Origin of the sequence: Flavisolibacter ginsenosidimutans (assembly GCF_007970805.1) — a bacterium.
Taxonomy (GTDB): Bacteria; Bacteroidota; Bacteroidia; order Chitinophagales; family Chitinophagaceae; genus Flavisolibacter; species Flavisolibacter ginsenosidimutans.
Window position 1 is genome coordinate 681,412 of record NZ_CP042433.1, and the last position, 24,390, is coordinate 705,801.

Genomic DNA, 24,390 nt, shown 5'->3' on the forward strand with positions numbered 1-24,390 from the left:
CGATTTTACGACGCATTTATTTTTTGAAACATGAGTGAGATCGTTATCAGTACAAAAAATCTGGGCAAGTTGTACCGGTTGGGAGAGGTGGGCACCGGCACGGTGAGCCACGATTTGAACCGGTGGTTGGCGCGGCTGCGCGGCAAGGAAGATCCCTTTGCCAAGGTGGGCGAAGTGAACGACCGCACCAAAAAAGGCAACAGCGAATACGTGTGGGCATTGCGGGAGGTTAACTTCGACATCCGTCAGGGCGAAGCCGTGGGCATCATCGGCCGCAACGGGGCGGGGAAGAGCACGCTTTTGAAGGTGCTTTCCAAGGTAACCGCACCCACCACGGGGCGCATCAAAGTAAAAGGCCGCATTGCGTCGCTCTTGGAAGTGGGCACGGGTTTTCACCCCGAACTGACGGGGCGGGAAAACATCTACTTAAACGGCGCCATTTTGGGCATGACCAAGCGGGAGATCACCCGCAAGTTTGACGAAATCGTGGACTTTGCCGGCGTGGACCGTTACATCGACACGCCGGTGAAGCGCTACTCGTCGGGCATGTACGTGCGGTTGGCCTTCGCGGTGGCGGCCTACCTGGAATCCGAAATCCTCATCGTGGACGAAGTGCTGGCGGTGGGCGACGCCGAATTCCAAAAAAAATGTTTAGGCAAGATGGGCGACGTCACGCACAAAGAAGGCCGCACCATCTTGTTTGTTTCCCACAACATGGCTTCCATTAAAAATCTCTGCTCTTCCGCCATCCTCATGAACAACGGCGGCATTGAAACCGAGGGCGACACCAGCATTGTGATTGACCAATACTTATCAGAGGGCAATGAAGTTGAACGATACATACAATGGACCGAGGAAGAAAGGCCTGCTGCACCGGAACTTGAAGTGCATTCCATCAAGGTGCTTGACCACAGAGGAAGAATGGACAGCATCTTAACCACCGATGAAGACATTCGCGTTGAAATAAATTACCGGTTAAAAGAGCCGCTGCGCAACCTGCGCGTAGGCATAAATTTTTTCACCACCGACGGATTGGAAATTATTTCGACCAGCGATTTTAATTTTCAGGACGCTTCGCGTTTGCGCAAGCCCGGCCTTTACAAAAGCGTTTGCATTGTTCCAAAGCACTTGCTAAACTTGGGAACACTAATCGCAAAAGTTGATTTCGACATTCCCAAAACAAAAGCTATCCTGATGGACATCCCGGTTTCCTTCACGGTTTCGGAACTGGCCTTTAATCAATTGGGAATTACAGCAACCAATCGTCCTGCAGGTGTTGTTCATCCCTATATGAAATGGGAAATTCATTGCGAACAAGAAGTGCTTAACGAACCCTAATGTTGGATTTTACCCGACTTCGCAAGAACACCAAAAAAGACTTCAGTAACCTGAAGCCGATAAAAGTAGCCATCCTGTCCGATTCGGCTTCGCAACTGCTGCATACGGCTTTGAAAGGATACGGTTACGACAAAGGTCTGCACTACGAAATTTTTGAAGCCGATTACAACCAGATCGAACAGGAAGTTTTCAATCCCGCATCGGCTTTCTATTCCTTTTCACCGCAAGTGATTCTGTTGGTAAAAACGACGCCTAAACTGGTTCAACAGTTTTACGATTGCGAGTCAAAAGAACGTGTGCTTTTTGCGGAAAGAAAAATGGCGGAGTTGAATGCTTTAACAACAGCCATTGAACAACGATTAACGGCGAAAGTCATTCTCTTTACATTTCAGGAAAAAGACGACCGGGTTTACGGAAACTATGCCAACAAACTGGCGCAATCTTTTTTGTATCAGGTGCGCAAACTAAATCTGCTTTTAATGCAAGCGGCGCAACAGCGACCAAACATTTTTATTTGTGATGTTCAGCAATTGACAACCGGAGCTGGTTGGCAAAACACCTGGGACGCAAAAAATTATTTTGCAACCGATCTTGTTTGGAGTCTTGATTTTCTGCCAACGGTTGCAAAGAACATCAGCGACATCGTTGAGGCAACCGAAGGAACGTTCAAAAAATGCCTCGTTGTGGATTTGGACAACACATTATGGGGCGGCGTTGTTGGCGACGACGGAATGAACGGCATTGAAATCGGCAATTTGGGAAGAGGCAAGGTCTTTACGCAGTTGCAAAAATGGATCAAAGAATTAAAGCAACGCGGTATCATCGTCTGTGTTTGCAGCAAGAACGCCGAGGCCATTGCCAAAGAGCCTTTTGAAAAACATCCCGATATGGTTTTACGGCTTGAAGACATTGCTGTTTTTGTGGCCAATTGGGAAAACAAAGTTGACAACCTGCGCTTCATAAAACAAACGCTCAACATTGGTTTTGATGCCATGGTCTTTTTGGACGACAATCCCTTTGAAAGAGGCATGGTGAAGGAAGCTATACCGGCACTTGCGGTGCCCGAGTTGCCGCAAGATCCTGCGGAATATTTGGACTACTTGCAAAACCTGAATCTTTTTGAAACGGCTTCGTTTACCGCTGAAGATGTTCATCGCGTTCAGTTGTACCGCGAAGAAGCCGCACGGACTGCTTGGCAAAAAACATATGCAAACGAAGAAGATTATCTGGCGAGCCTCGAAATGAAAGCCGAAATTCTTCCGCTGAACGATTTTACCATTCCGAGAGCCGCGCAGCTTTCCCAACGATCAAATCAATTTAATTTGCGCACCGTTCGGTACACGGAAAACGATCTTCAAAAAATCGCGGCATCGTCACTGTACGCGTCTCTTGTTGTAAGACTGAAGGACAAGTTTGGCGACTACGGTATCATCAGTTTTGTTGTGTTGAAGAGAGCCGGCAGTGAATTGTTTATTGAAACCTGGCTAATGAGTTGCCGTGTTTTGAAGCGGGGCGTTGAGCGGTTAGTTTTAAATCACATTGTATCCGTTGCCAAAAATTGGAAGGCAAACACGATCATAGGAGAATATCTGTCAACACCCAAAAACGCTCTGGTAAAACATCACTATGAGCAGCTTGGGTTTTCGGGTTCGGGTTCTCATTGGCGTCTGCCGATACAGAATTATGTAGAAAAAGAGGCAGCGATTGAATTAATAAATATGAAACAAAACGAGCCGTACATCGCGGCCTCAAATTTTGAATAGATCAAATGACGAAAGAGCAAATTTTACAGAAATTGCGCAGCGTTTTCGACGATGTTTTTGAAGGCCACTCCACCGAAATTTCAGAGAGTACGACGGCCAATGACATCGAGGAATGGGACTCGCTAACGAACATAGAATTGATGGTGGCCGTCGAAAAAAAGTTCGACATTAAACTGACCTCGTCCGATATCAACAACCTTCAAAACGTAGGCGATTTGTGCCGCGTCGTTCAAACAAAAATTGCCGCCTGAGTTTTTGCGATGAACGTTGTAAGAAAAGGTTTTTTTTGGATGGGTGTATGGCGCAGAACCGCGGCTTATTACACCTGGCAATTTTTGACGAAGCACGTTTGGTTTCTGCGTGTTTTTTACGAAACCGGCAAAACCGAAGCCTACGTCACGTTTAAGATTTGGTTCTTTCAAAAGGTGCTTGGCTTTAACCGCCGCGTGTACTGGCCGGTGCATTACCGGAGTACCGTTAATCTTTTTGAAAACATTGTCATCGGCGTGGGCAGCGCACCGGGCTTGTCGCCAGGTTGTTACATTCAAGGCAGGGGAAGGGTCATCATTGGAAACTACGTGGGCATTGGTCCGAACGTAGGCATCATAAGTGGCGGACATCAACTGTTTGATTTCCGCGTGCCCACAAAAGGATACATCAAGATCGGCAATTATTCCTGGATCGGCATGAACAGCGTCATTCTCGAAAACGTGGAACTCGGCGACTTCACCATTGTGCAGGCCGGCTCGGTTGTAAAAAAATCTTTCAAACAAGGCTATTGCGTCATCGGCGGAAATCCGGCTGTTTTGATCAAGGAGTTTCCGCCCGAAAGCCATCATTTATTTGAACGCTATAAAAACGAATACGAATACATCGGTTATATGCGTGCACACAAATTTGCAGAATACCGAAAACGATATTTATGGTTTTGAAAACACACCCCGTCCCTTACCGTCAATGTACACGGTGTATTCTTGACACCGTGGACGATCCGAAGATGTCGTTTGATGAAAACGGCGTTTGTTCGCATTGCCGTCAATACGACGAGCAGGAAAAATATTATTTGAAAGAAGGTAAAGAAGCCGAAGCATTGCTTTCGTCCACACTGCAACAGATAAAAGATTATGGCCGCGGCAGAAAGTACGACTGTCTGATTGGTTTAAGCGGAGGCGTGGACAGCAGCTATGTGGCTTATCTGGCAAAGCAATACGGATTGCGAGCCTTGTGCGTACATTTCGACAACGGCTGGAACTCGGAACTCGCCGTGATGAACATTCACCACATTGTCAACAAACTGAACTTCGATCTGGAAACTTACGTGATTGATTGGGAAGAATTTAAAGACCTTCAACTGGCTTACTTGAAAGCTTCCGTTATTGACATTGAAGTTTTGACCGATCACGCCATCTACGGAACAATGTTTAAGATTGCCAGGCAAAACGACATTAAGTACGTTTTGGGAGGCCACAACATTGTTACCGAGGGCATTTTGCCTTATCATTGGACCTACGACAAAAAAGATTACATCAACATCAAAGCCATTCACAAACAATACGGAGAAAAGCCGCTCAAAACCTTTCCGTTTTTAGACCGGAAGATGAAAAAGTTCATCGCCAACTCGGGTGTTGAATTTGTAAACTACCTGAACTGGGTACCGTATGTAAAAGACGAAGTGAAAAAGATATTGCAGAAAGAATTGGCCTGGAAAGATTACGGCGGAAAGCATTACGAAAGCATCTGGACCCGTTTTTACCAAGGCTATATTTTGCCAACGAAATTCAAAGTTGACAAACGCAAAGCGCACCTGTCAACTTTAGTTTGCTCGGGACAAATGACCCGCGAAGAGGCGCTGGCAGAGATGAAAACTCCGCCCTATGACGCACAACAATTACAGATTGACAAAGAGTTTGTGTTGAAAAAATTTGGCATTAACGAAGCAGAGTTTGACAGGCTGATGAAACTTCCGGTACGCAGCCATAAGGAATTTGACACTGAAGGTTCTCTCTTCAATTATTATCCGGTTTTAAAGCCATTGAAGCCCGTGTGGAATGCGTTTAAAGTAGCCACAGGGAAATAATCCGTTACCGTTCATATTTATGTCTATGTCGAAAACAGCGATAGAGTTATCCAATCTGGGCAAGTTGTACCGGTTGGGAGAGGTGGGCACCGGCACGGTGAGCCACGATTTGAACCGGTGGTTGGCGCGGCTGCGCGGCAAGGAAGATCCCTTTGCCAAGGTGGGCGAAGTGAACGACCGCACCAAAAAAGGCAACAGCGAATACGTGTGGGCGTTAAAAGATATTTCATTTAGCATTCCTCAGGGTGTTGTGACCGGCATCATTGGCCGCAACGGGGCGGGGAAGAGCACGCTTTTGAAGGTGCTTTCCAAGGTAACCGCACCCACCACGGGGCGCATCAAAGTAAAAGGCCGCATTGCGTCGCTCTTGGAAGTGGGCACGGGTTTTCACCCCGAACTGACGGGGCGGGAAAACATCTACTTAAACGGCGCCATTTTGGGCATGACCAAGCGGGAGATCACCCGCAAGTTTGACGAAATCGTGGACTTTGCCGGCGTGGACCGTTACATCGACACGCCGGTGAAGCGCTACTCGTCGGGCATGTACGTGCGGTTGGCCTTCGCGGTGGCGGCCTACCTGGAATCCGAAATCCTCATCGTGGACGAAGTGCTGGCGGTGGGCGACGCCGAATTCCAAAAAAAATGTTTAGGCAGAATGAAAGAGGTCAGCACCAACGAAGGCCGCACCATCTTGTTTGTTTCCCACAACATGGCCGCTATTAAAAATCTCTGTAGCCAATGCGTCTTTATGAACAACGGCCAGGTAGTGCAAATTGGACCGACTGGGGACGTTCTGGAACGATATCTTGCCGACGCGAATCACGAGCAGCGAGTCTTGAATTGGCAAAACGGAGGACGGCCAAGTTTTCCGGAATTGGATGTTCAGCTGATCGCCGTTGAGGACGAAAAAGGCAATCGTGACAATGCACTGAGCACGACAACCAAACTGCTTATTCGGATCGAATATTTATTGAAAATGGCAGTAAAGGGTTTACGTGTTACGATGAGCGTATATAGCTACGACGACATCGAAATTTTTTCGTCGAGTGACTATGATTTTGTGGGCGAAAGCAGCATTCGCGAAGCGGGATTCTATTCTAGCATTTGCCACATCCCGAGCCACTTGCTAAACGTAGGAAATTATATACTCAAAGTACACTTCGACATACCCGGCATCAAAAATATTATCATTGACATTCCTGTTGAATTCAATATTTCAGAGGGGATGTACAACCAACTCGGCCGAACTGTTTCGCACAAGCCCGGCGGCCTTATACATCCGTTTTTACAGTGGGACGTATTGTATAAAGGAAATGGCATAGCCGCAAAACAACTGTGTCCTTAAACCCAATCTGAATGAAGGTCGCCATTGTCGATTTTGACCATTATGAAATGACGTATTCGCTCATAAAGTGTTTGGCCGTTCGCACCGATGCAATTGATGTTTATTCCACCGGAGAAATTATTGCCCTACTGAAGAAAAGTCAATTGCCAAAAAAAGTGAGCCTTTGCTGGTTTAAAACAGGCGATGTTGCAAAGCTGAACGATACGTTTAAAACGGAGAGTGCGTACGACTATGTTTTTCTGAATACCCTGAACGATCATTTTCCTCTTGCCAATGCGTTTCTGGACAGGCTGCGGAGCGGTAACAGTAAAATTATTTTGACTCTGCATAACGTGAATTATTGGTTCACCATGGCTCGCAGATTAAAAGTTTTCAAACGTCCCCGTAACGATGAACACAGGGCGATGTTGAAAATTGCCCAAAAAGTTGACGCTTACTTGGTCATTAGTGAAAACCAGAAAGACTATCTCAAATACGACATCGGCGTCAAAAAAAAAGTGATTGTATTTCCTTATTTCATTTTTGAGCCGCAACCGCAGAAAGTATCCGTAGAAAAGACCAATAAACTGGAAATTGTCATTCCCGGAACGCTTGAGTACGGACGAAAGGATTATGAGGTGGCCGTTGAGGTTTTTAAAATATTGGACAAGCGGCTTTTCAAGCTTGTCTTGCTAGGACACATAAAAGACGAATACGGAGCAAACATTCTAGTCGAATGCCAAAAACTTCAGGACGAAGGTCTCGAGGTGGTTTGGTTTTCCAAATACATTCAGCCTGACGAATTTGAGCGAGTTATGACAGAAGCGGATGTCGTTTTTGCACCCATTAGGGTCAACACAAAACACCGTGGCATTGCGGAAGTTTATGGGCGTACAAAAGCAACTGGCGCAATCTTCGATTTGATCCGGTACAGCAAGCCTGGTGTTTTCCCTCGGTCGCTTCACATTCCTTCGGAGTTTCAGGATTCGGTTGTAACCTACACGACGGTGAACGAACTGAAAGAAGTATTTAATAGCATGCTGCAGAAAAGACACCTTCTTGCTTTGCAAGCACATGCACAGAAGGTGTCCACTAAATACGCCTATGCGAACGTTGCTGAAAGTCTCTTTCAACAATTGTCAACATTGAACTGAACTCAAAATTCTACCGTTTTGAAACAAATTGTTTCGATCATAACACCCAGTTTTAACCGTGCTGATTTGGTCACAGAAACTGCCGATTCCATCTTTGCCCAAACTTACCCGTATTGGGAGTGGGTTATCGTCGAAGATGGCAGTACTGATAACAGCTGGGAAGTATTGCAGGCAATAGCTGCGAAAGACAGCCGGGTAAAAATTTTTCAACGCCAGCGATTGCCTAAGGGCGCCTGTGCCTGCCGCAACATTGCGGTAGAAAATTGCACCGGCGACTACGTGATGTTTTTAGATACAGACGATGTACTGGCACCGTATTGCCTTGAACAAAGAGTGGCTGCCATGCAAGAAAACCCAGATTGTGATTTCGTTATTTTTCCCATGCTCCTGTTTGAAAATGAATTGATGGATTTAAATGTGCTGTGGAATATTGACAAAGATAAGGATGACATTCATCGCATACTTACCGGTGATGCCGTGTGCCAAGGAACGGGGCCGCTTTGGAAAAAAAGCTCTTTTCAACAGGTCGGTATGTGGCGCGAAGACTTGGCACTATGGCAAGATGTAGAACTCCACATTCGGAGTCTTTTGTGGCCAATGAAGTATGTTAAACGTCTTGATTTGAATCCGGATGTTTATCTACGGGTTTCTTATACGAGCCTGTCCCGCAGTGGCTACTATACGCTTCCCAAAATAAAGAGCCGTATGGAGGTTCTCGTGTACACGTATCGAACCGTGCGGGAAAAGGGCGTATTTGAGCAATATCGTAACGATGTGTCGACCCTCGCAAACGACATTGTTCTAAGCGCAATTGTAGGTGGTCATTATAGCGAAGCCAAAAAATTTCTTGCCTTTTGCCGAAATGAAAACCTTTTCGATCTTTCTAAATACAATGCCGTTCAAAACTATCTTTCCGTACGCAAATCGAAGTTGTCAAAAATTAAAGCTGTTGACAGCTTCTTTTATCGGAAAGCCAGGCTTCTGCAAATTGCCACGGACAACACCATCGGAAAAATTTCTTGGAAACCATCTTCCGTTTCCCCGGTTTTATTTTAAATACGCATGACCGACAAAGACGTCCTCATTTCAATTGTCATTCCGGTAAAAAACGCAGAGCCCTGGCTTCACGATTGTTTGCGCGGCATTCAGGAACAAACCCTGTTCTCGCAGACGGAAATTGTCTTGCTTGATTCGGGTTCCACAGACAATACACTAGAAATTGCCAAGACCTATCCGGTACGCCTTTACTCTATTCGGCCGGAAGACTTTAATCATGGCTTAACACGCAACGTCGGTGTAAAGTATTGCAAAGGCAAGTATGTTGTAATGACTGTACAGGACGCGAAACCTACCGATAGTTATTGGCTCCAAAAGTTACTCGATGGATTTTCGGTTGGCGACAACGTAGCAGGTGTTTGCGGCCAACAAGTGGTTCCGAAAGATCGCGATAAAAACCCCGTGGATTGGTTTCGTCCTGTTGACGAGCCGAAGACAAAACTCTATGCTTTTAAGGCAGAAGATTTTGATGCGTTGTCACCCGCGGAGAAAAAAGCTGCCTGCAGTTGGGACGATGTAAACGCAATGTATAAAAGAGAAGTAATGGACGAAATCCCCTTCCGCAAGATTTCCTACGGTGAAGATGTCATTTGGGCGCGGGAAGCTTTACGCAAAGGGTACACATTGGTGTACCAACCGTCGGCTAGGGTTTACCATTATCACAATGAGAATGTGGATTACATGTTCCGGCGTAGCCTTACGGTTATGTATCTCTGGTACAAGAGCGTTGGCTTTTTATATCCGAAGGAACCGCTCAGTCTTCGATCGGTTTTGAGCATGATGAAAACCATAGCAATCACCAAGCCGCTGAGTACCGCGGAGAAATACAAATGGATGGCCTATAATTTTCAACGCCACCGATCAAGCCAGCGTGCTTATCAGGCTTTCTTTGCCGCACTGGCCCAAGGAGAGGAAAGTCTAGATGAATTGCATGAAAAGTATTGCGGTAAGCCTCCGGTTCCGCTCAAACCTACTTCGTTTGAAAAAGCGAGTGCAGGCGAAAAAATTTTCGCTAAGAACGAATCGTTTAACGAGGATTAATCTTCTTTTTCGAACAACATTAAAACGTCTTTGTGATAAACGTCAACAAACCTTTCTTACCGCCGATAGAAGAGTACAATGCTTACGTGGAAAGCATTTGGAAACGCAATTGGTTAACCAACAACGGCCCGTTGGTAAATGAGCTTGAGTTGAAGTTAAAAGAATACCTCAACGTCGAGCACCTGTTGTTTTTAAACAACGGTACGATCGCGTTGCAAATCGCCGTTAAAGCGCTGAATCTCTCCGGCGAAATCATCACCACGCCTTTTTCTTTTGTTGCCACCACCAGCAGCATTGTTTGGGAAGGTTGCCAGCCTGTGTTTGCCGACATTGACCCGCATACATTAAACATTGACCCGGCTTCGATTGAAAAGGCCATTACCGATAAAACGTCAGCCATCCTTGCAACACACGTTTACGGTAACCCCTGCGACATTGACGCCATTTCGGCAATTGCAAGGAAGCACAAGTTGAAGGTAATTTACGATGCGGCCCACTGCTTCGGAACGCTTTACAAAGGCAAAAGCGTTTTTGCTTACGGCGATGTGTCAACGACAAGTTTTCACGCCACAAAATTGTTTCATACAATTGAAGGCGGCGCCGTGTTCACGCAGGATCCTGACTTGCTGAAGAAGATGGCTTATATCCGCAATTTTGGATTTGACGGTCCGGATAATTTTGCCGAGTTGGGCATCAACGGTAAGAACTCCGAATTTCATGCGGCAATGGGATTGGCAAACCTGAAGTATGCTGATGAAATTCTAAAGCAGCGAAAAGCTTCCTGTAAATATTACGACGAACGTTTGGTAAATCTGAAGCACACAAAAATCAGGTTGCAGGAAGAGGGCGGATTTAATTATGCGTATTATCCCATTATTCTTGAAAGCGAAAGCATGCTTCTGAAATGCATGGAAGAGTTGAATGACAACCGGATATTCCCGCGCCGTTATTTTTATCCAAGCCTCTCCTCGTTAAAATACGTTCAGAACGCGGAGATGCCGGTATGCGATTCAATTGCAAAACGGGTTTTGTGCCTTCCGCTTTATCACGACCTCGATAAATTCGACATTGACTTTATCTGCCGCATTTTATTGCGCAGCCAGAAATATCAATTTTTAAATTCGTTGTTGGGATGAGGTTGGCCATCATGCAGCCTTACGTTTTTCCTTACGTAGGTTACTTTCAATTAATTGCCAGCGTTGACCGGTTCGTGATTTACGACGACGTTGCTTACATCAAGCAAGGTTGGATTAACCGGAACCGTATCTTGCTTAATGGAAAGGATCACCTTTTCACACTTCCCTTGCAGGACGCAAGTCCCAACAAGTTAATCCGGAACATAACCCTTCACCCAACGCTCTTTAAAGGCTGGAAAGAAAAATTTTACCGGACGTTAGAAGCTGCATATAAAAAAGCGCCGTTTTACAACGAGGCCGCTCCATTGATCCATACCATATTGGAAAAGCCGGCAGAAACGATTTCAGAACTTGCTGCGCAATGCATAAAAACTGTATGTAATTACACCGGCATTGCAACCGAATTTGTAATCACCGCTACCGGTTATGACAACGCTTATTTGAAAGGCGTGGATAGAGTTATTGATATTTGCAAACAGGAAGGCGCTCTTACCTACATAAATGCCATCGGCGGGAGAGAACTTTATAAAAAAGATGTGTTTAACGCAGAAGAACTGGAACTAAAATTTCTTCAGCCAACGGTTCATGCCTATCCGCAATATGCGCACCCTTTTGTGTCCGGCCTTTCCGTGGTTGACCTGCTTATGTTCAATAATAATGACCAGTTGCGCGAATATTTTTTGGACTTCAAACTTATTGACTGAGTTTTCTTTACTCAGAGTCTGTAATGAGTACAATTGTTTACCGCACCAAAGCAGCGACTGAAGCTGAAATTGCAACACACTTAAGCCAATGCGCAGCCGGTTTTATTCCGCCGCTTGACCAAAGGATAAACATTGCGGAATACGCGGCCAAACTGTTTGCAAAAGCCGTGAGTTTCGAAGCCTGGAACGATGGGTTGCTGGAAGGTTTGATTGCCTGTTATTTCAATTCTGAAAGCAAACAGGCATATATCACCAGCGTAAGCGTAAGCAAGGCTTTGCAAGGCGGGGGGGTAGCCCTTCAACTTTTGCTGAATTGCCTGCAATACGGCAAACAGCACGGGATGAAAACAATCCGGCTTGAAGTAAACAAGGACAATCTTCGTGCAATAAATTTTTATGAAAGGAACGGCTTTGCCAAAGAAGAAGCGAACGGCAATTCTTTCTTTATGTTTCTTTCGCTGAAAGATATGCCGCTCAATATTACTGCTTAATTATACCGTTTCTTTAAAACTGATTCATGCTTTTTGCCCAACCCGATGAACGTCCTCTGGTTAGTGTTTGCGTCATTACCTATAACCACGAAAAATACATCAAAGCCGCTGTAGAGTCGGTGTTAATGCAGGAGACTGATTTTCCTTGTGAATTCATCATCGGCGAAGACTGTTCGACCGATAACACTAGAAAGATTTTGCAGGAATATGCAGAGCGCTTTCCCATTCGCCTTTTGTTGCCCGAAAAGAACCAGGGCGCACAGCAAAACTGGAAAGCGGTCATGCAAGCTGCCCGTGGTAAATACGTCGCTTTTTTTGAAGGCGATGATTGCTGGACCGATCCGCAAAAGCTGGCAAAGCAATTCAAGGCTTTGGAAGATCATCCCGAAGCCGTGTTGTGCTACACGAATGCAAAAATTTTCGACACAAAGAATCCGGACAGCAACATCTATTTTAGGGAAGAAAACAAACCGCCTGTCTTCAAGAACAAATACGAAACTGTCCGGTCTTGTCCCATGCCAACGTGCACAATCTTTTTTCGCAACGTGCTGCCCGAATTGCCGGCATGGTCGTTAAAAGCTTATGCAGGCGATTACATTCAGGTAGCCTTGCTGGCTAAATACGGCGGTATCTATTACCTCGATGAAATTTGCGGTCTTCACGTACACCATTATCACGGCCTGAGCCGTGCGATACCGCTGGAAGATTTTTATTACAACGACGCACCACTGTATCTTAACTTCCTGCCATATTTCAACTACGAGTCTAAATATTTTGATGCAGTACTGGAACGTTATATCGGCACTGTGGACAAGCTTTTTCACATGAAGCAGTTCAAGCGGGCAATCAAACTTTATTGGAACTTGCCTTTTGCCGATATTTTAAAATACTGCCTTCGTATTCCAAATATTATCAAGCAGGGCGTCAAGCTGCATTTCTTGTTTTTTTTAAGCAAGGGCCGTACGTACCGCTAACGTTCAAACTATAGAGAAAATGGTCAGTGTTCTTACCACTTCCTACAATCGAGAAGATTTCATTGGCGAAGCCATAGAAAGTGTGCTTGCGTCCACATACACCGATTTCGAATACATCATTGTTGACGATTGTTCCAAAGACGGCACGGTTGACATCATTCGCCGCTACGCAAAGCTTGACAAGCGCATAAAATTTTTTGTCAACGAAAAAAATTTAGGCGACTACGGGAACCGGAATAAAGCCGCTGGTTACGCATCGCGGAAGTACATCAAGTACATTGATTCGGATGACCTGCTTTATCCGCATTGTTTGCAGGTGATGGTAAATAGTATGGAACGTTTTCCAGAAGCCGGCTTTGGCCTTTCTTCAACGGAAAGTTTACGGCATCCATTTCCTGTTTTACTTAAACCCAAAGAAGCTTACCTCGAACATTTTTTTGAATCGGGGCATTTTTACCGGGCGCCCGGTTCTGCCATTATCAGGAAAGAAGCCTTTGATGCAGTTGGAGGTTTCAGCGGCGAGCGCATGATTGGCGACACGGAATTGTGGTTCCGGTTGGGACGGCAATTCCCGTTGGTAAAATTTCCGCCTTTCCTTTACTGGTCGCGCTATCACGAAAGCCAGGAGTCGCAGAGCGATTACGCCAAAAAAAAGTACGACGAGCTGCAAAAAAGAGTCTTAGAAAATGCGTTTGCACACAAGGACTGTCCACTAAACGATGAAGAAAAAGAACGCGTTTTAAAGATGCTTCGCCGTAAAAAAATGAAAAGCACCGTTTTCAAATATCTTTCCAGCGTTACCGGAAATTAATTGCAACCCCTTTTCTATCCATGCGCCTGCTGATCTTAGACCAAAACTATCCGCACCTCGAAAACCTGATGGGCGACGTGTTTGTGCACGTGCGTGCAAAAGAATACGCCAAGCGCCACGAGGTAAAAGTGTTCTCTTATTTTCAGGAGCCTTCCGAAATTGTTTACGAAGGAATTTCTTTGCAGCGTTTCGACAATGTGGACGCACTGGCAGCCGCCGTCAAAGAATACAAGGCCGATAAAATTCTCATCCACTTCTATCAGCCCTGGATGTTGGAAAAAATCATCCGGCAGGTTAACGTTCCCGTAATTATTTGGGTGCATCTTTTTGAAGCCATCGGCTGGTACCGCCGCCTGTTCAATTATACCTTGTACTCGCCGGTGTTTTTCCGGTTCGTTCTTAAAAATATCCGGCAACAGTACCGCTTCAGGCAATTGATAAACTATGCGAACCGCACCAGCCGCATTCGTTTTGTTTTTGTATCGGACTGGATAAGAAGAACTGCGGAAAAAGATACGCTGACGAAAATTAAAGCCTTTGATGTTATTCCCAATCCGGTTGACATTTCGCTTTTTGCTTACCGGCCAAAGAACGATGAACAGCGCAAAAAAGTACTGGTGCTGCGTTCTTTCGATTCGAGAAAATATGCGAACGATGTTTACGTGAAAGGCCTGCTTTTGCTTTCGAAGAAAAAAGCCTTTCAGGATTTCACGTTTACCATCATCGGCAAAGGGCCGTTGTTCGAAAAAACGCTGGCACCCTTGCGCCTGTTTAAAAACATCGAAATAACCAATGGTGCCGTGCGGCAAGTGCTGATTCCCGCGCTGCACGAACAATACGGCGTTTTTCTTTGTCCCACCCGGCAGGATTCGCATGGCGTTTCCATGTGCGAGGCCATGGCCAGCGGGCTTGTTCCCATCGCTTCTAACAACAGCGCCATCCCTGAGTATGTGGAGCACAACAAAAGCGGTTATCTTACCAACAATTCAGCTCAACAAATTGCCGGTGCATTGGAAGAACTGCTTGAAAAGCCTGACAAATTTTTGCAGATGTCGAAGAGCGCCGCCGAAAAAGTAAGAGAGCGCTGCAACATCGAAAACATTTCAAAAAAAGAACTCGCCATCATCGAATCATAAAACATGAGTGTACCCTTAGTGAGTGTGTTAATCACTTCCTACAACCGCGAAAAATACATTGCCGAAGCCATTGAAAGCGTGCTGGCGCAAACCTTTGACGATTATGAAATCATTGTTGTGGACGATGCTTCAACAGACGGAACGATTGACGTTATTAAAACGTATGCAGCGAAAGATGCCCGCATTCGTTATTACGTTAACGAAAAAAATTTGGGCGACTATCCCAACCGCAACAAAGTGGCCAGCTACGCCGTTGGAAAATATTTGAAATACATTGACTCCGACGACGTGATGTACGATCACTGCCTGCACGTAATGGTTAGCAGCATGGAAAGATTTCCAGAAGCCGGCTTTGGGCTTTGTACTATTCAAGATCCACACAAGCCTTTTCCGATGGCTATTCCGGGCAAGCAGGCGTATGAAGAACATTTCAGTGGTTTAGGACATTTTCACAGGGCTCCCGGATCGGCCATCATCAAACGCGAAGTTTTTGAAAAAGAGGGCGGTTTTTCGGGACGCCCGCTGATTGGCGACAATGAGCTTTGGTTTAAACTGGCCAACCGTTACCCGGTGGTAAAATTTGTAAGCGGTTTGTATTGGGACAGGAACCACGGCGATCAGGAGCGGTTCAGCAACTATGCCAAGAAGCACTACCGCAAACTTCGGTACGATACGACTGTAGCCGCTTTGAACAATAAAGAATGCCCGCTTGGTGGCGGGGAAAAGAGCAGGGCTTTGAAGCGGATAAAACGCGAATTTCAAAAGCACCAGTTGAAGTCTGCGTTGCTGGATTTTAAAGAGATTTTCATCAAGCGCAAAAATCCCTACGACAGATTGTGATATTGAGTTATTGGGCTATTGAAGTATTGTCTTTCAATTGTCCGATCTCTCGTTTTTACAACATTCGAATATCAGTTTTCTATGGCAACATTTAACGCGGAACAGTATTGGGAAAACCGGCTAAAGCAACACTACGATTTGGTTGGTGTCGGCGACATTTCACTCAGCGAAACGTATAACCGCTGGAGCTACAAAGTGACGAGACAAATTCTGCTCAGGCTTTTCAAAAAATACAGCGCCGGCAAAACCAATAATGTTCTGGATGTGGGTTCGGGAACCGGCTTTGTCATTGACGTTTGGAAAACACTCAACAAGCAAGCAACCGGCGTTGACATTTCGACAACGGCCGTGGAAAACCTTCGTCTTCGCCATCCGGACTACTCATTTTTTCGTTGCGACATCGGGAAAGAAAAGCTGCCGCTTGCACAAAACAGTTTTAGCATTTGCAGTGCGGCTTCAGTTCTTTATCATTTGGTTGACGACGAATCGTTGCAAAGCGCTTTAAATAATATTTACAACGTGCTGGAGAAGGACGGCATATTTATTTTTTCTGAAAACTTTATCCACGAAAAAAGCTTTCTCACCACGCATCAAAAATGCCGCACACTTGCCGAATACGAAGCAGCATTACAAAAAAGCGGTTTTGAAATTCTTGGCCGTGTGCCTAATTACGTTTTGATGAACGAACCGATGGATGCACGTACCAAACTCACGCCGCGAATTTGGAACCTGCTGACGCACACGTCGAAGAAGAGCGGTCTTTTTGATAAAATTATCTGGCCAGCATTGTACCCGGTTGAGTTGTTACTTACGTCTGTGTTGAAAGAATCACCTGCACAGGAGTTCATGATTTGTAAAGTCATAAAGTGATGCACGTTCTCATCATTCCATCCGAAGGTTTTGTTCCCGACGAGGACAAACTTGCGGGCATCTTTCAATATCATCAGGCGGTGATTTTAAAAGAGGCCGGTTACCGCGTGGGCGCCTTGTCGGTGCGGCTTTCTTTTTCGGTACCCATGATTGCAAAAGGCATAGCTTTTAAGCTCATTGGCAAAAAAGCCGGCAACGCCACGGACGAAAAAAATATTCCGGAATTGATGCGTCTTGGCTTTAAAAAATTTTTTTCACCCAAAGAATACATTAAGACCGAAACCCTTGATGGCATAAAGGTTTACCGCATTGACGGCCTTTACCGCCGCAAGCCGGCCAACAACAAAAATCACCTTAGCTGGATAAAGGCCGGAATGCACTGTTTTGAAAACTATCTGGAAAAAGAAGGCCGTCCTGACATCATTCATGCGCACGACGCCATTTATGCCGGTATGTTGGCCGAACGCATCCACGCAAAATACGGCATCAAATACCTCATTACAGAACACAGCAGCAGCTTTGCCCTGGGCGCAACCGATGCAGGCATTTTGCGACGGGTAAGAAAAGCGCACAAATCCGCTGCGGGCTTGTTTGCGGTAAGCGAAGCCTTTGCGCAATTGCTCAACGGCATGTTTAATTTTCAGCGCTTTTGCTACCTGCCCAACGTGTTGGACCAGTATTTGGAAAGAACAGATTACAAGCAGGCTAAAACCAGCAATGCAAAATTTCGTTTTCTTCACATTGCTGTTTTCAAACCCGTAAAAGATCAGCAGACGTTAATTAAGGCATTTAAGCTTGTGGTGAAGCAAAACGAAGACGTTGAATTATTGATTGGTGGCGACGGCGAATTGGTTGATGAACTTCACTCCCTGGTGCAGAAGAACAGCCTGCAGAATCACATTCGTTTTCTTGGCCGCTTAAATCGTGACGAAGTGATTGAGCAATTGAAAGCTTGCGACGCGTTTGTGCTTTCGAGTAAATACGAAACCTTCGGTTTGGTGATTGTAGAGGCGATGTTGTTTGGCAAACCTGTTATTGCCACCCGCTGCGGCGTAAGCCAAAAAATTGTGGACGATAAGATTGGGTATGTGGTGGAAGTGGGCGATGAAGAAGCCTTAGCAGAAGCCATGCTGAAAATGATGAAAACAACAGAACGTTACGACGCAGATTATATTCGCAACTTTACCATTGAGCATTTTGGCAAAGAGCGGTTCCTGCAAAACCTCAGTAAAATTTACAAAGAAGCTGTATAAATGAAAACAGAAAAGACTTACCAGCAGTGCAGTTTATCGGTGATGGATACCATCGCCGACCCAGATATTCGGTTTGATGAAAACGGCGTGTGCACTTATTATCAGGATTACCTGAAGGCCGAGGCCCAACACGTGAAAAAAGGAGAGGAGGGAAAGCGTGAACTGGAGCGCTACATCAATGAAATAAAAGAAGACGGGAAAGGCAAGCCTTATGACTGCATCATTGGCCTGAGCGGTGGTGTGGACAGCACCTACGTGGCTTATTTGTGCAAACAATACGGCCTGCGTCCGCTTGCAGTTCATTTTGACAACGGCTGGAATTCGGAACTGGCGGTGAAAAACATCGAGAATATCGTGAGCCGCTGCGGTTTTGATCTTTACACTTTGGTGGTAGATTGGGAAGAGTTTAAAGACATTCAGCTCTCTTATTTGAAAGCCTCGGTAGTGGACATTGAAGTGGTTTCAGATCACGCCATTTTCGCTACGCTTTTGAAACTCTGTCTCAAGCACAATATTCATCACAGCCTGATTGGCAGAAACATTTACTCTGAATTTTTGATGCCGAAATCCTGGCTTTTTAACAAGAGCGATCACGTAAACCTGCTCGACATTCACAAGCAATTCGGTACAAAAAAACTAAAGACTTATCCGCTGAACGATACGTTATTGAAAAAACGTGTGGCCGTACACGGCATCAGCGAATTGAACATACTCGATTACGTAGATTACAACAAAGCCGAGGCGAAGAAAATCATTGCAGAGCAATTGGGCTGGCAGGACTATGGTGGTAAACATTACGAATCGCTGTTTACAAAATTTTACCAAGCCTATATTCTGCCGGAAAAATTTAAGATTGACAAACGCAAAGCCCATCTTTCGACGCTCATTTTTGCGGGGCAAATGACAAAAGCTGCCGCATTGGAAGAACTAAAAAAACCGCTTTACAGGCCTGAAGAATTTGCACAGGAAAAGGATTTCGTTCTAAAAAAATTTGGCTTAACGGAAGAAGCTTGGCAGAAGATTATGCAAACACCACCGCGTAGCCATTACGACTTTGCCACCGAGCAACCTTTGGATCATCGCTATCCATGGATGAAGCCAATAAAGAAGACTTACCGTTATTTCTTTCCGGTGAAATAAATTGTACCCTAACCATTTATCTTTTACGCGTATGATTGCCATTATTAATTACGGTTTGGGAAATTTGACTTCAATACAAAACATGTGCAGGCGGCTGGGTATTGAAGCCACCATAACCAACGATCCGGCGACTATACGGGCCGCATCAAAATTGATTCTTCCCGGCGTAGGCCATTTTAAAAAAGGTATGGAAAACCTGCACAGCAGCGGCCTGAAAGAATTATTGGATGAACTGGTGCTGGTGGAGAAAAAACCGATACTGGGCATTTGCCTCGGTGCGCAACTTATGACTAAGCACAGCGAAGAGGGCGATGTGGAAGGCTTGGGCTGGGTGGAGGCTTCCACCGTTCGTTTCGATCAATCCAAAGACAAGTCAATGAAGGTCCCGCACATGGGCTGGTCCGAAATCACAACCACGGGAAGCAATCCATTGTGGTCAAATCTTCCCGTAGGTCCGCGGTTTTATTTTGTGCACACTTATCATTTTTTATTTACAGCGAAAAACGAGATTAGCGCCACCTGTAATCACAGCTACGATTTTGTTTGTGCTTTTCAGAAAGGAAATATTTACGGTACACAGTTTCATCCTGAAAAAAGTCACAAGTTCGGGATGAAGGTGTTGGAAAATTTTAATCGGCTTTAATGGGAAGTGCACGCATCATTCCGGTACTGCTTTTGGCTAAGGGCGGGCTTTATAAAACGGTCAATTTCAAGAACGCTAAATACATCGGCGACCCTATTAACTCGGTAAAAATTTTCAACGAGAAAGAGGCCGACGAACTGCTTTTATTGGATTATACTGCCTCGGTTGAAAAACGTGGCCCAGATTTTGGTAAAATCGGCGAAATTGCCGGGGAGGCATTTATGCCGATGGCTTACGGTGGCGGCATTCGTACGTTGGATGATGCCAAAAAGGTTTTTGACAGCGGCTTTGAGAAAGTGGTATTGAACTCTGTGTTATTCGATGATCTCTCTCTTGTTGAAAAAATTGGTGCGATATACGGTGCGCAAGCCGTCGTAGGCTGCATTGACGTGAAGAAAAGTTTTCTTGGTGGCACCAAAGCGTACAGCTATTCCGGTACAAAAAAAAGTTCTTATACACCGTTGCAATGGGCAAAGAAAGTAGAAGAAGCCGGCGCAGGAGAAATCATTGTGAACAGCATTGACAAAGACGGAACCTGGGGCGGCTACGCACTTGACGTAATTTCTGAAGTGGCGCACAGCGTACAAATACCCGTTATTGCCTGTGGCGGTGCGGGCAGTGTTGCCGATTTTAATTCGGCGGTTGCGGCAGGAGCGTCGGCGGTTGCGGCAGGCAGCATGTTCGTTTACCAAAAGAAGGGAATGGGCGTGCTGATCTCTTTTCCTTCAGGCTTGCAAATTCAAAAGTGATAATTCAACTTCGCGGAGCGAAGAAGCGTAGAATCCAATAACAAGCATTTACAAACCACTATCCAATTGACTTCTTTCTATGAAATACCTCTTGTTGCTGGTGGCAGGGATCATCCTGCACACGGTATCCCGTTCACAAGGTTGTTCCGTTAATTATGTAGAGCCGTCCTTTCAATTACAAACTACCCATCCGGTTTGCGGCGGCAGTAGCGGTCAACTTGAAGTCATCAACGCTTCCGGGGGCGCGGCACCTTTTACTTACAGGTTGATTGAGTTAAATCTGACAAATTCGACGGGTGTTTTCACCGGACTTGCAGCGGGGACATATAGCGTAGAATTAAAGGATGCCTGCGGCACCATCAGAACCCGGCAGGCAACGCTGGTTCCCTTCCAGTTTTCATTTGATTTTAGCGTAGTTATGCTTGCGGGCGGCGCTTGTCATAAAGGCGAGGTTACCTTTACCACAAGCAATTCATCGTTTGTACACCAGTACGGTGTTTGCAACCCCGGAAGCAGCGATACAATCTGGAGCAATTCACCGGATATTATAGTGGATCCAATTATAAACCGTGCAGCCATACTGGTAAAAGACAACTGCGGGACAGTGTATGCAAAAAACTGGAATGCACCGACCGGCGTCTTTGGCTATATCAAAGAACTACAGTACAAAATACAGTGCACGGACGTGGACATTTATCCTGTGTTTTTCGGATTTGACGCGCCTTCGGTTTGTCTTTATGATTTTCAGACAAAGGCATTGATTCAATGCAAGCAAGCACCCGCAGGAAATTATTCGGGTGGCTTTCAAACAAATTTTTATGCCTTGAATTATACCCACGATTATTACGTAATCGTTCAGGATAATTGTAACAGGGATTCTGCTTATTTCCCCGTAAAACAAAGCTCCGGTGGCTCGCAAATAGACCCTTATGATTGGGATTGTACCACATTCAAGATGCACGTTGACGGCCCGCCGCCGCCTGCAAGCTGGTATGCGCTGCATCCTGAAGTGGACGGCTCTCCCGACAGTATTTGCCTTTACGATATTACCCGAAACCGCAAAGTGGGTTGCAAGTCACAGAACGACTATTTAAACTGGATAAACCCAAGAACCGGTGAGCCTTGGCCCTCCGGTGCCGTATGGGACAATCTTCCATACGGTTGTTACCGTGCCTATATATTTGATCCGTGCAGCGACAGCACTTGTACAATAGATTCCTGTGTGCGTTATCCCAATGGATTCAGATCCGCCGTTGCTGGAAACTGTACGATTAATCAAACGGCTGTGCAAGCTTGGTTTGACCCCGGCGCGAAAACCCCTTTTAATGTGAAGGTTCTTTATCCGGATGGGAGTATTGCCGTTAACTATCCAAGCAACAACACGTACAACTATGTTTTGTACAACACGTGGCCACAGCCGGGTACACTAACGGTTATTGCCTCTGATGGCTGCGGAAATGCGGATACAAGTTTTGTTAACCAACCCTCCATTTTCCCAACCAAACAAGTGGAGATGAAAGGGGGGTGCCCGGGTTTGTACGGTGATTCGGGCGGTGGCGATATTGTTTTAAAGGGGAACCCGCTAGCCTATAACTCAGCCACTGTCACCATTATAAAACGCGACGCCACGGACACGCTTGTCAACAGATCTTATTCAACGTACAACAGCACGACTGATCAGGTTGAGTTTTATTTCAGCAACCTGCCAACAGGTGTATATATTGTACAGTCGTCTATTGGTTGCATGAGCCTGAAGTTTTATGATACCATTGCCATTAACCCTTATGTGTATCCGCATCAGTTGGCCGATAGAATATATCAATGTGCTGCCAATCCCTATACGTTTAAGGACAGTACGTTAGGCGGTGTCCGTCCTTTGACCTATGAAATCTTACGAACCGATCCTATGTATGCGCCGTTGCTTACTGGTCCCCAGACAAGCAACGTTTTCAATATTCCTTCTGGGTTCAACCTCGATTCGATTACCATTAAGGCTTTAGACGCTTGCGGCAATTCGCATTCAAAAACATTTCCCGTTCAACACATGCCCGATTGCAATACGCTGGCCGTAGGGCCGGACGTGCAAACTCTTGCCGTTACAAACAAGTTGATAAGCGTTTATCCGAATCCCTCGAAAGGTCAATTTACAATTTTCATCAGCCAAAAGAAGAAGGCCGATTATCGCGTTGAGGTTGTTAATACGTCTGGTTCAGTAGTGTATCAAAAAATCTTTGAAGGAATTGATAAAAAAGAAATTTTGTTGAACGAGCATCTCGTGCCGGGTTTGTACATCATTCGAGTAACCGACCTTATTACGGAAAAAGTTTCGGTGTTTAAAGAAATTATCAATTAGTTCCAATATCAAATCACTCAAAGCCATGAAACAGAAAAACGAGAAACCTGTTTTGCTGTTTCGTGGCTTTGGCCAAAGGGTTTTTGCAGTTTGCGTTTGCGTGTCAATTCCAGCCAAGCGAACCCGCAGACATAAACACTTTTGATCTTGCTTCAACCGTTTGGTGCTGGTTAAGTTTACAACTAGCGGGTGCTTTAGAATTAACGATGATGAGCATCGCCCGAGCAGATTTTCAAAAGGTGTTTTCGTCTCTACATTCAGCTGATATTGTTTTTACCGCGTCCGTACTTTTTGTTCGCATTGTAACTACCTGACCTCTGTACTTGTTAGAGATACCGTTTTTCCGCCCGAAAAATTTAATGATATAAATCGTTAGGTTTTTTAAATTCAATTATGCTAACTCAAAAAACGGCCATAACAATTAAGGCGCCGCTTCATGCAAAAGCAGACGCCTCGAAAGACACCGCCTTTTATCCACAATTAAACGGACTGCGATTTGTTTTTATTTTCATGGTGCTTCTTCATCATTGGATGTCGGTAGGATACATGTTTTTGCAATACCGAATCGGGTGGGTGGGTGTTGACCTTTTTTTCGTACTCAGCGGGTTTTTAATTGGAGAAATCCTCTTGCGTGAGAGTGATGTATCGAAAAACAGGTTGTATTCAATCCGCAACTTTGTTATTCGCAGGGCCCTGCGCATATTCCCTCTTTATTATGCCGTCATTTTGCTTTATTCTTTTTTTGTAAATAGCGGCGGCATCATTCTTTATAACCTTACTTATACAAATAATATTTTACAGGCTTTTAATTTAAGTCTTGTAGACAAGGAATTTTGGCACCTTTGGTCGCTTTGCGTAGAAGAGCAATTTTACCTCTTGTTTCCCTTTCTTATATTTTTTGTCAGAAAAAGGTTTTTGCCAGCCGTGCTCATTGGCGGTATTTTGTTTTCAGTTGTTGCACGATTCACCCTCACCGCTTTTGTTTCGATGCCCGATCCACATGTGCTGATGCCTCTAAGTTTGGACAGTCTTTTCTTGGGCGTTATGTTGGCATATTTGAAAAATTATCATCCCGAACTCCTAAACAAAATTTTGGGTTCGCAAACCAGGGCGCTTGGAGTAGTTGCGTTGAGTGTTGTTGCTTTGTGCTTGTTGTGCTTCTTTAATAACAAGATTATGGTTTACGGCTTTCTTCGTTTGGTTGGTTCTATCGGTGGTTTCTTTCTTATCGGTTATTCTGCCATCAAACAATACAAAGGGCCGCTGAAAATTTTCCTTGAAAATTCGTGGGTTTCCATGCTGGGAAAAATTTCTTACGGCCTTTATCTTGTGCATCCGTTTGTTGAAAAAATCTGGGCCCAAACCGAAGAAAAAAATCCGGTGAGAAATTTCGTGTTAAATCTGCACATACCGATTATAAGCAATCGTTATGTCGTTGATTTCTTTTTTCTGTTTACCATAACTGTTGCAATTTCGTACCTCTCGTTTCATTTTTTTGAGAAACGTTTTTTGAAACTAAAATCGCTCTTTACCTAGT

The 24,390-nt window shown here is 45.2% G+C and carries 23 protein-coding genes; all 23 read left to right on the forward strand.

Annotation, left to right across the window (positions count from 1 at the left end; genetic code table 11):
- Positions 1 to 30 precede the first annotated feature (30 nt).
- On the forward strand, positions 31 to 1,338 hold the full coding sequence (locus FSB75_RS02740; RefSeq protein ID WP_146782396.1) for an ABC transporter ATP-binding protein: 1,308 nt from the start codon (positions 31 to 33) through the stop codon (positions 1,336 to 1,338).
- Complete coding sequence (locus FSB75_RS02745; RefSeq protein ID WP_146782398.1) at positions 1,338 to 3,101, forward strand: HAD-IIIC family phosphatase; 1,764 nt, start codon at positions 1,338 to 1,340, stop codon at positions 3,099 to 3,101. The genes FSB75_RS02740 and FSB75_RS02745 overlap by 1 nt, the downstream gene beginning before the upstream one ends.
- Positions 3,102 to 3,106: 5 nt before the next feature.
- Positions 3,107 to 3,352, forward strand: coding sequence for an acyl carrier protein (locus FSB75_RS02750; RefSeq protein WP_146782401.1), 246 nt, complete (start codon positions 3,107 to 3,109; stop codon positions 3,350 to 3,352).
- Positions 3,353 to 3,361: 9 nt separating this feature from the next.
- On the forward strand, positions 3,362 to 4,033 hold the full coding sequence (locus FSB75_RS22295) for an acyltransferase (RefSeq protein WP_317130405.1): 672 nt from the start codon (positions 3,362 to 3,364) through the stop codon (positions 4,031 to 4,033).
- Positions 4,024 to 5,178, forward strand: coding sequence for an N-acetyl sugar amidotransferase (locus tag FSB75_RS02760; protein ID WP_146782403.1), 1,155 nt, complete (start codon positions 4,024 to 4,026; stop codon positions 5,176 to 5,178). The genes FSB75_RS22295 and FSB75_RS02760 overlap by 10 nt, the downstream gene beginning before the upstream one ends.
- A gap of 25 nt (positions 5,179 to 5,203) precedes the next feature.
- Positions 5,204 to 6,523, forward strand: coding sequence for an ABC transporter ATP-binding protein (locus tag FSB75_RS02765; protein ID WP_146782406.1), 1,320 nt, complete (start codon positions 5,204 to 5,206; stop codon positions 6,521 to 6,523).
- Positions 6,524 to 6,534: 11 nt separating this feature from the next.
- Positions 6,535 to 7,656, forward strand: a complete 1,122-nt coding sequence (locus FSB75_RS02770) for a glycosyltransferase family protein (protein WP_146782409.1) — start codon at positions 6,535 to 6,537, stop codon at positions 7,654 to 7,656.
- 18 nt (positions 7,657 to 7,674) lie between these two features.
- Positions 7,675 to 8,712 carry a glycosyltransferase family 2 protein gene (locus FSB75_RS02775; protein WP_146782411.1) on the forward strand — a complete coding sequence of 346 codons (1,038 nt, stop codon included), beginning with the start codon at positions 7,675 to 7,677 and terminating at the stop codon, positions 8,710 to 8,712.
- A gap of 6 nt (positions 8,713 to 8,718) precedes the next feature.
- Complete coding sequence (locus FSB75_RS02780; RefSeq protein WP_146782414.1) at positions 8,719 to 9,753, forward strand: glycosyltransferase family 2 protein; 1,035 nt, start codon at positions 8,719 to 8,721, stop codon at positions 9,751 to 9,753.
- 32 nt (positions 9,754 to 9,785) lie between these two features.
- Positions 9,786 to 10,889: a DegT/DnrJ/EryC1/StrS family aminotransferase gene (locus tag FSB75_RS02785; protein ID WP_146782417.1), complete on the forward strand. Its 1,104-nt coding sequence runs from the start codon at positions 9,786 to 9,788 to the stop codon at positions 10,887 to 10,889.
- Positions 10,886 to 11,593 carry a WbqC family protein gene (locus tag FSB75_RS02790; protein ID WP_146782420.1) on the forward strand — a complete coding sequence of 236 codons (708 nt, stop codon included), beginning with the start codon at positions 10,886 to 10,888 and terminating at the stop codon, positions 11,591 to 11,593. Before FSB75_RS02785 ends, FSB75_RS02790 begins: the two co-directional genes overlap by 4 nt.
- A gap of 23 nt (positions 11,594 to 11,616) precedes the next feature.
- Entirely contained in the window at positions 11,617 to 12,084 is a 468-nt protein-coding gene (locus FSB75_RS02795; RefSeq protein ID WP_146782423.1) for a GNAT family N-acetyltransferase, read from the forward strand.
- Between the two features lie 26 nt (positions 12,085 to 12,110).
- Entirely contained in the window at positions 12,111 to 13,058 is a 948-nt protein-coding gene (locus tag FSB75_RS02800) for a glycosyltransferase family 2 protein (protein ID WP_146782426.1), read from the forward strand.
- A 19-nt stretch (positions 13,059 to 13,077) separates the two neighbouring features.
- The gene (locus tag FSB75_RS02805) at positions 13,078 to 13,869 is read left to right on the forward strand and encodes a glycosyltransferase family 2 protein (protein WP_146782429.1); all 792 of its coding nucleotides are present in this window, start codon (positions 13,078 to 13,080) and stop codon (positions 13,867 to 13,869) included.
- 20 nt (positions 13,870 to 13,889) lie between these two features.
- Positions 13,890 to 15,005: a glycosyltransferase family 4 protein gene (locus FSB75_RS02810; RefSeq protein WP_146782432.1), complete on the forward strand. Its 1,116-nt coding sequence runs from the start codon at positions 13,890 to 13,892 to the stop codon at positions 15,003 to 15,005.
- 3 nt (positions 15,006 to 15,008) lie between these two features.
- Positions 15,009 to 15,845 (forward strand): glycosyltransferase family 2 protein, encoded by an 837-nt coding sequence (locus FSB75_RS02815; RefSeq protein WP_146782436.1) that lies wholly within the window; start codon positions 15,009 to 15,011, stop codon positions 15,843 to 15,845.
- 81 nt (positions 15,846 to 15,926) lie between these two features.
- Positions 15,927 to 16,715 carry a class I SAM-dependent DNA methyltransferase gene (locus FSB75_RS02820; protein WP_146782439.1) on the forward strand — a complete coding sequence of 263 codons (789 nt, stop codon included), beginning with the start codon at positions 15,927 to 15,929 and terminating at the stop codon, positions 16,713 to 16,715.
- Positions 16,715 to 17,968 carry a glycosyltransferase gene (locus FSB75_RS02825; RefSeq protein WP_227990920.1) on the forward strand — a complete coding sequence of 418 codons (1,254 nt, stop codon included), beginning with the start codon at positions 16,715 to 16,717 and terminating at the stop codon, positions 17,966 to 17,968. The genes FSB75_RS02820 and FSB75_RS02825 overlap by 1 nt, the downstream gene beginning before the upstream one ends.
- Complete coding sequence (locus FSB75_RS02830) at positions 17,969 to 19,108, forward strand: N-acetyl sugar amidotransferase (RefSeq protein WP_146782445.1); 1,140 nt, start codon at positions 17,969 to 17,971, stop codon at positions 19,106 to 19,108.
- A 31-nt stretch (positions 19,109 to 19,139) separates the two neighbouring features.
- Positions 19,140 to 19,751, forward strand: coding sequence for an imidazole glycerol phosphate synthase subunit HisH (gene hisH, locus FSB75_RS02835; protein ID WP_146782449.1), 612 nt, complete (start codon positions 19,140 to 19,142; stop codon positions 19,749 to 19,751).
- Positions 19,751 to 20,500 carry an AglZ/HisF2 family acetamidino modification protein gene (locus FSB75_RS02840; RefSeq protein WP_146782452.1) on the forward strand — a complete coding sequence of 250 codons (750 nt, stop codon included), beginning with the start codon at positions 19,751 to 19,753 and terminating at the stop codon, positions 20,498 to 20,500. The genes hisH and FSB75_RS02840 overlap by 1 nt, the downstream gene beginning before the upstream one ends.
- A gap of 79 nt (positions 20,501 to 20,579) precedes the next feature.
- A complete protein-coding gene (locus tag FSB75_RS02845) occupies positions 20,580 to 22,853 on the forward strand; it encodes a T9SS type A sorting domain-containing protein (protein WP_146782455.1) in 2,274 nt (757 codons plus the stop codon).
- A gap of 393 nt (positions 22,854 to 23,246) precedes the next feature.
- On the forward strand, positions 23,247 to 24,389 hold the full coding sequence (locus FSB75_RS02850; protein ID WP_146782458.1) for an acyltransferase family protein: 1,143 nt from the start codon (positions 23,247 to 23,249) through the stop codon (positions 24,387 to 24,389).
- The last annotated feature ends 1 nt before the right edge of the window (position 24,390 follow it).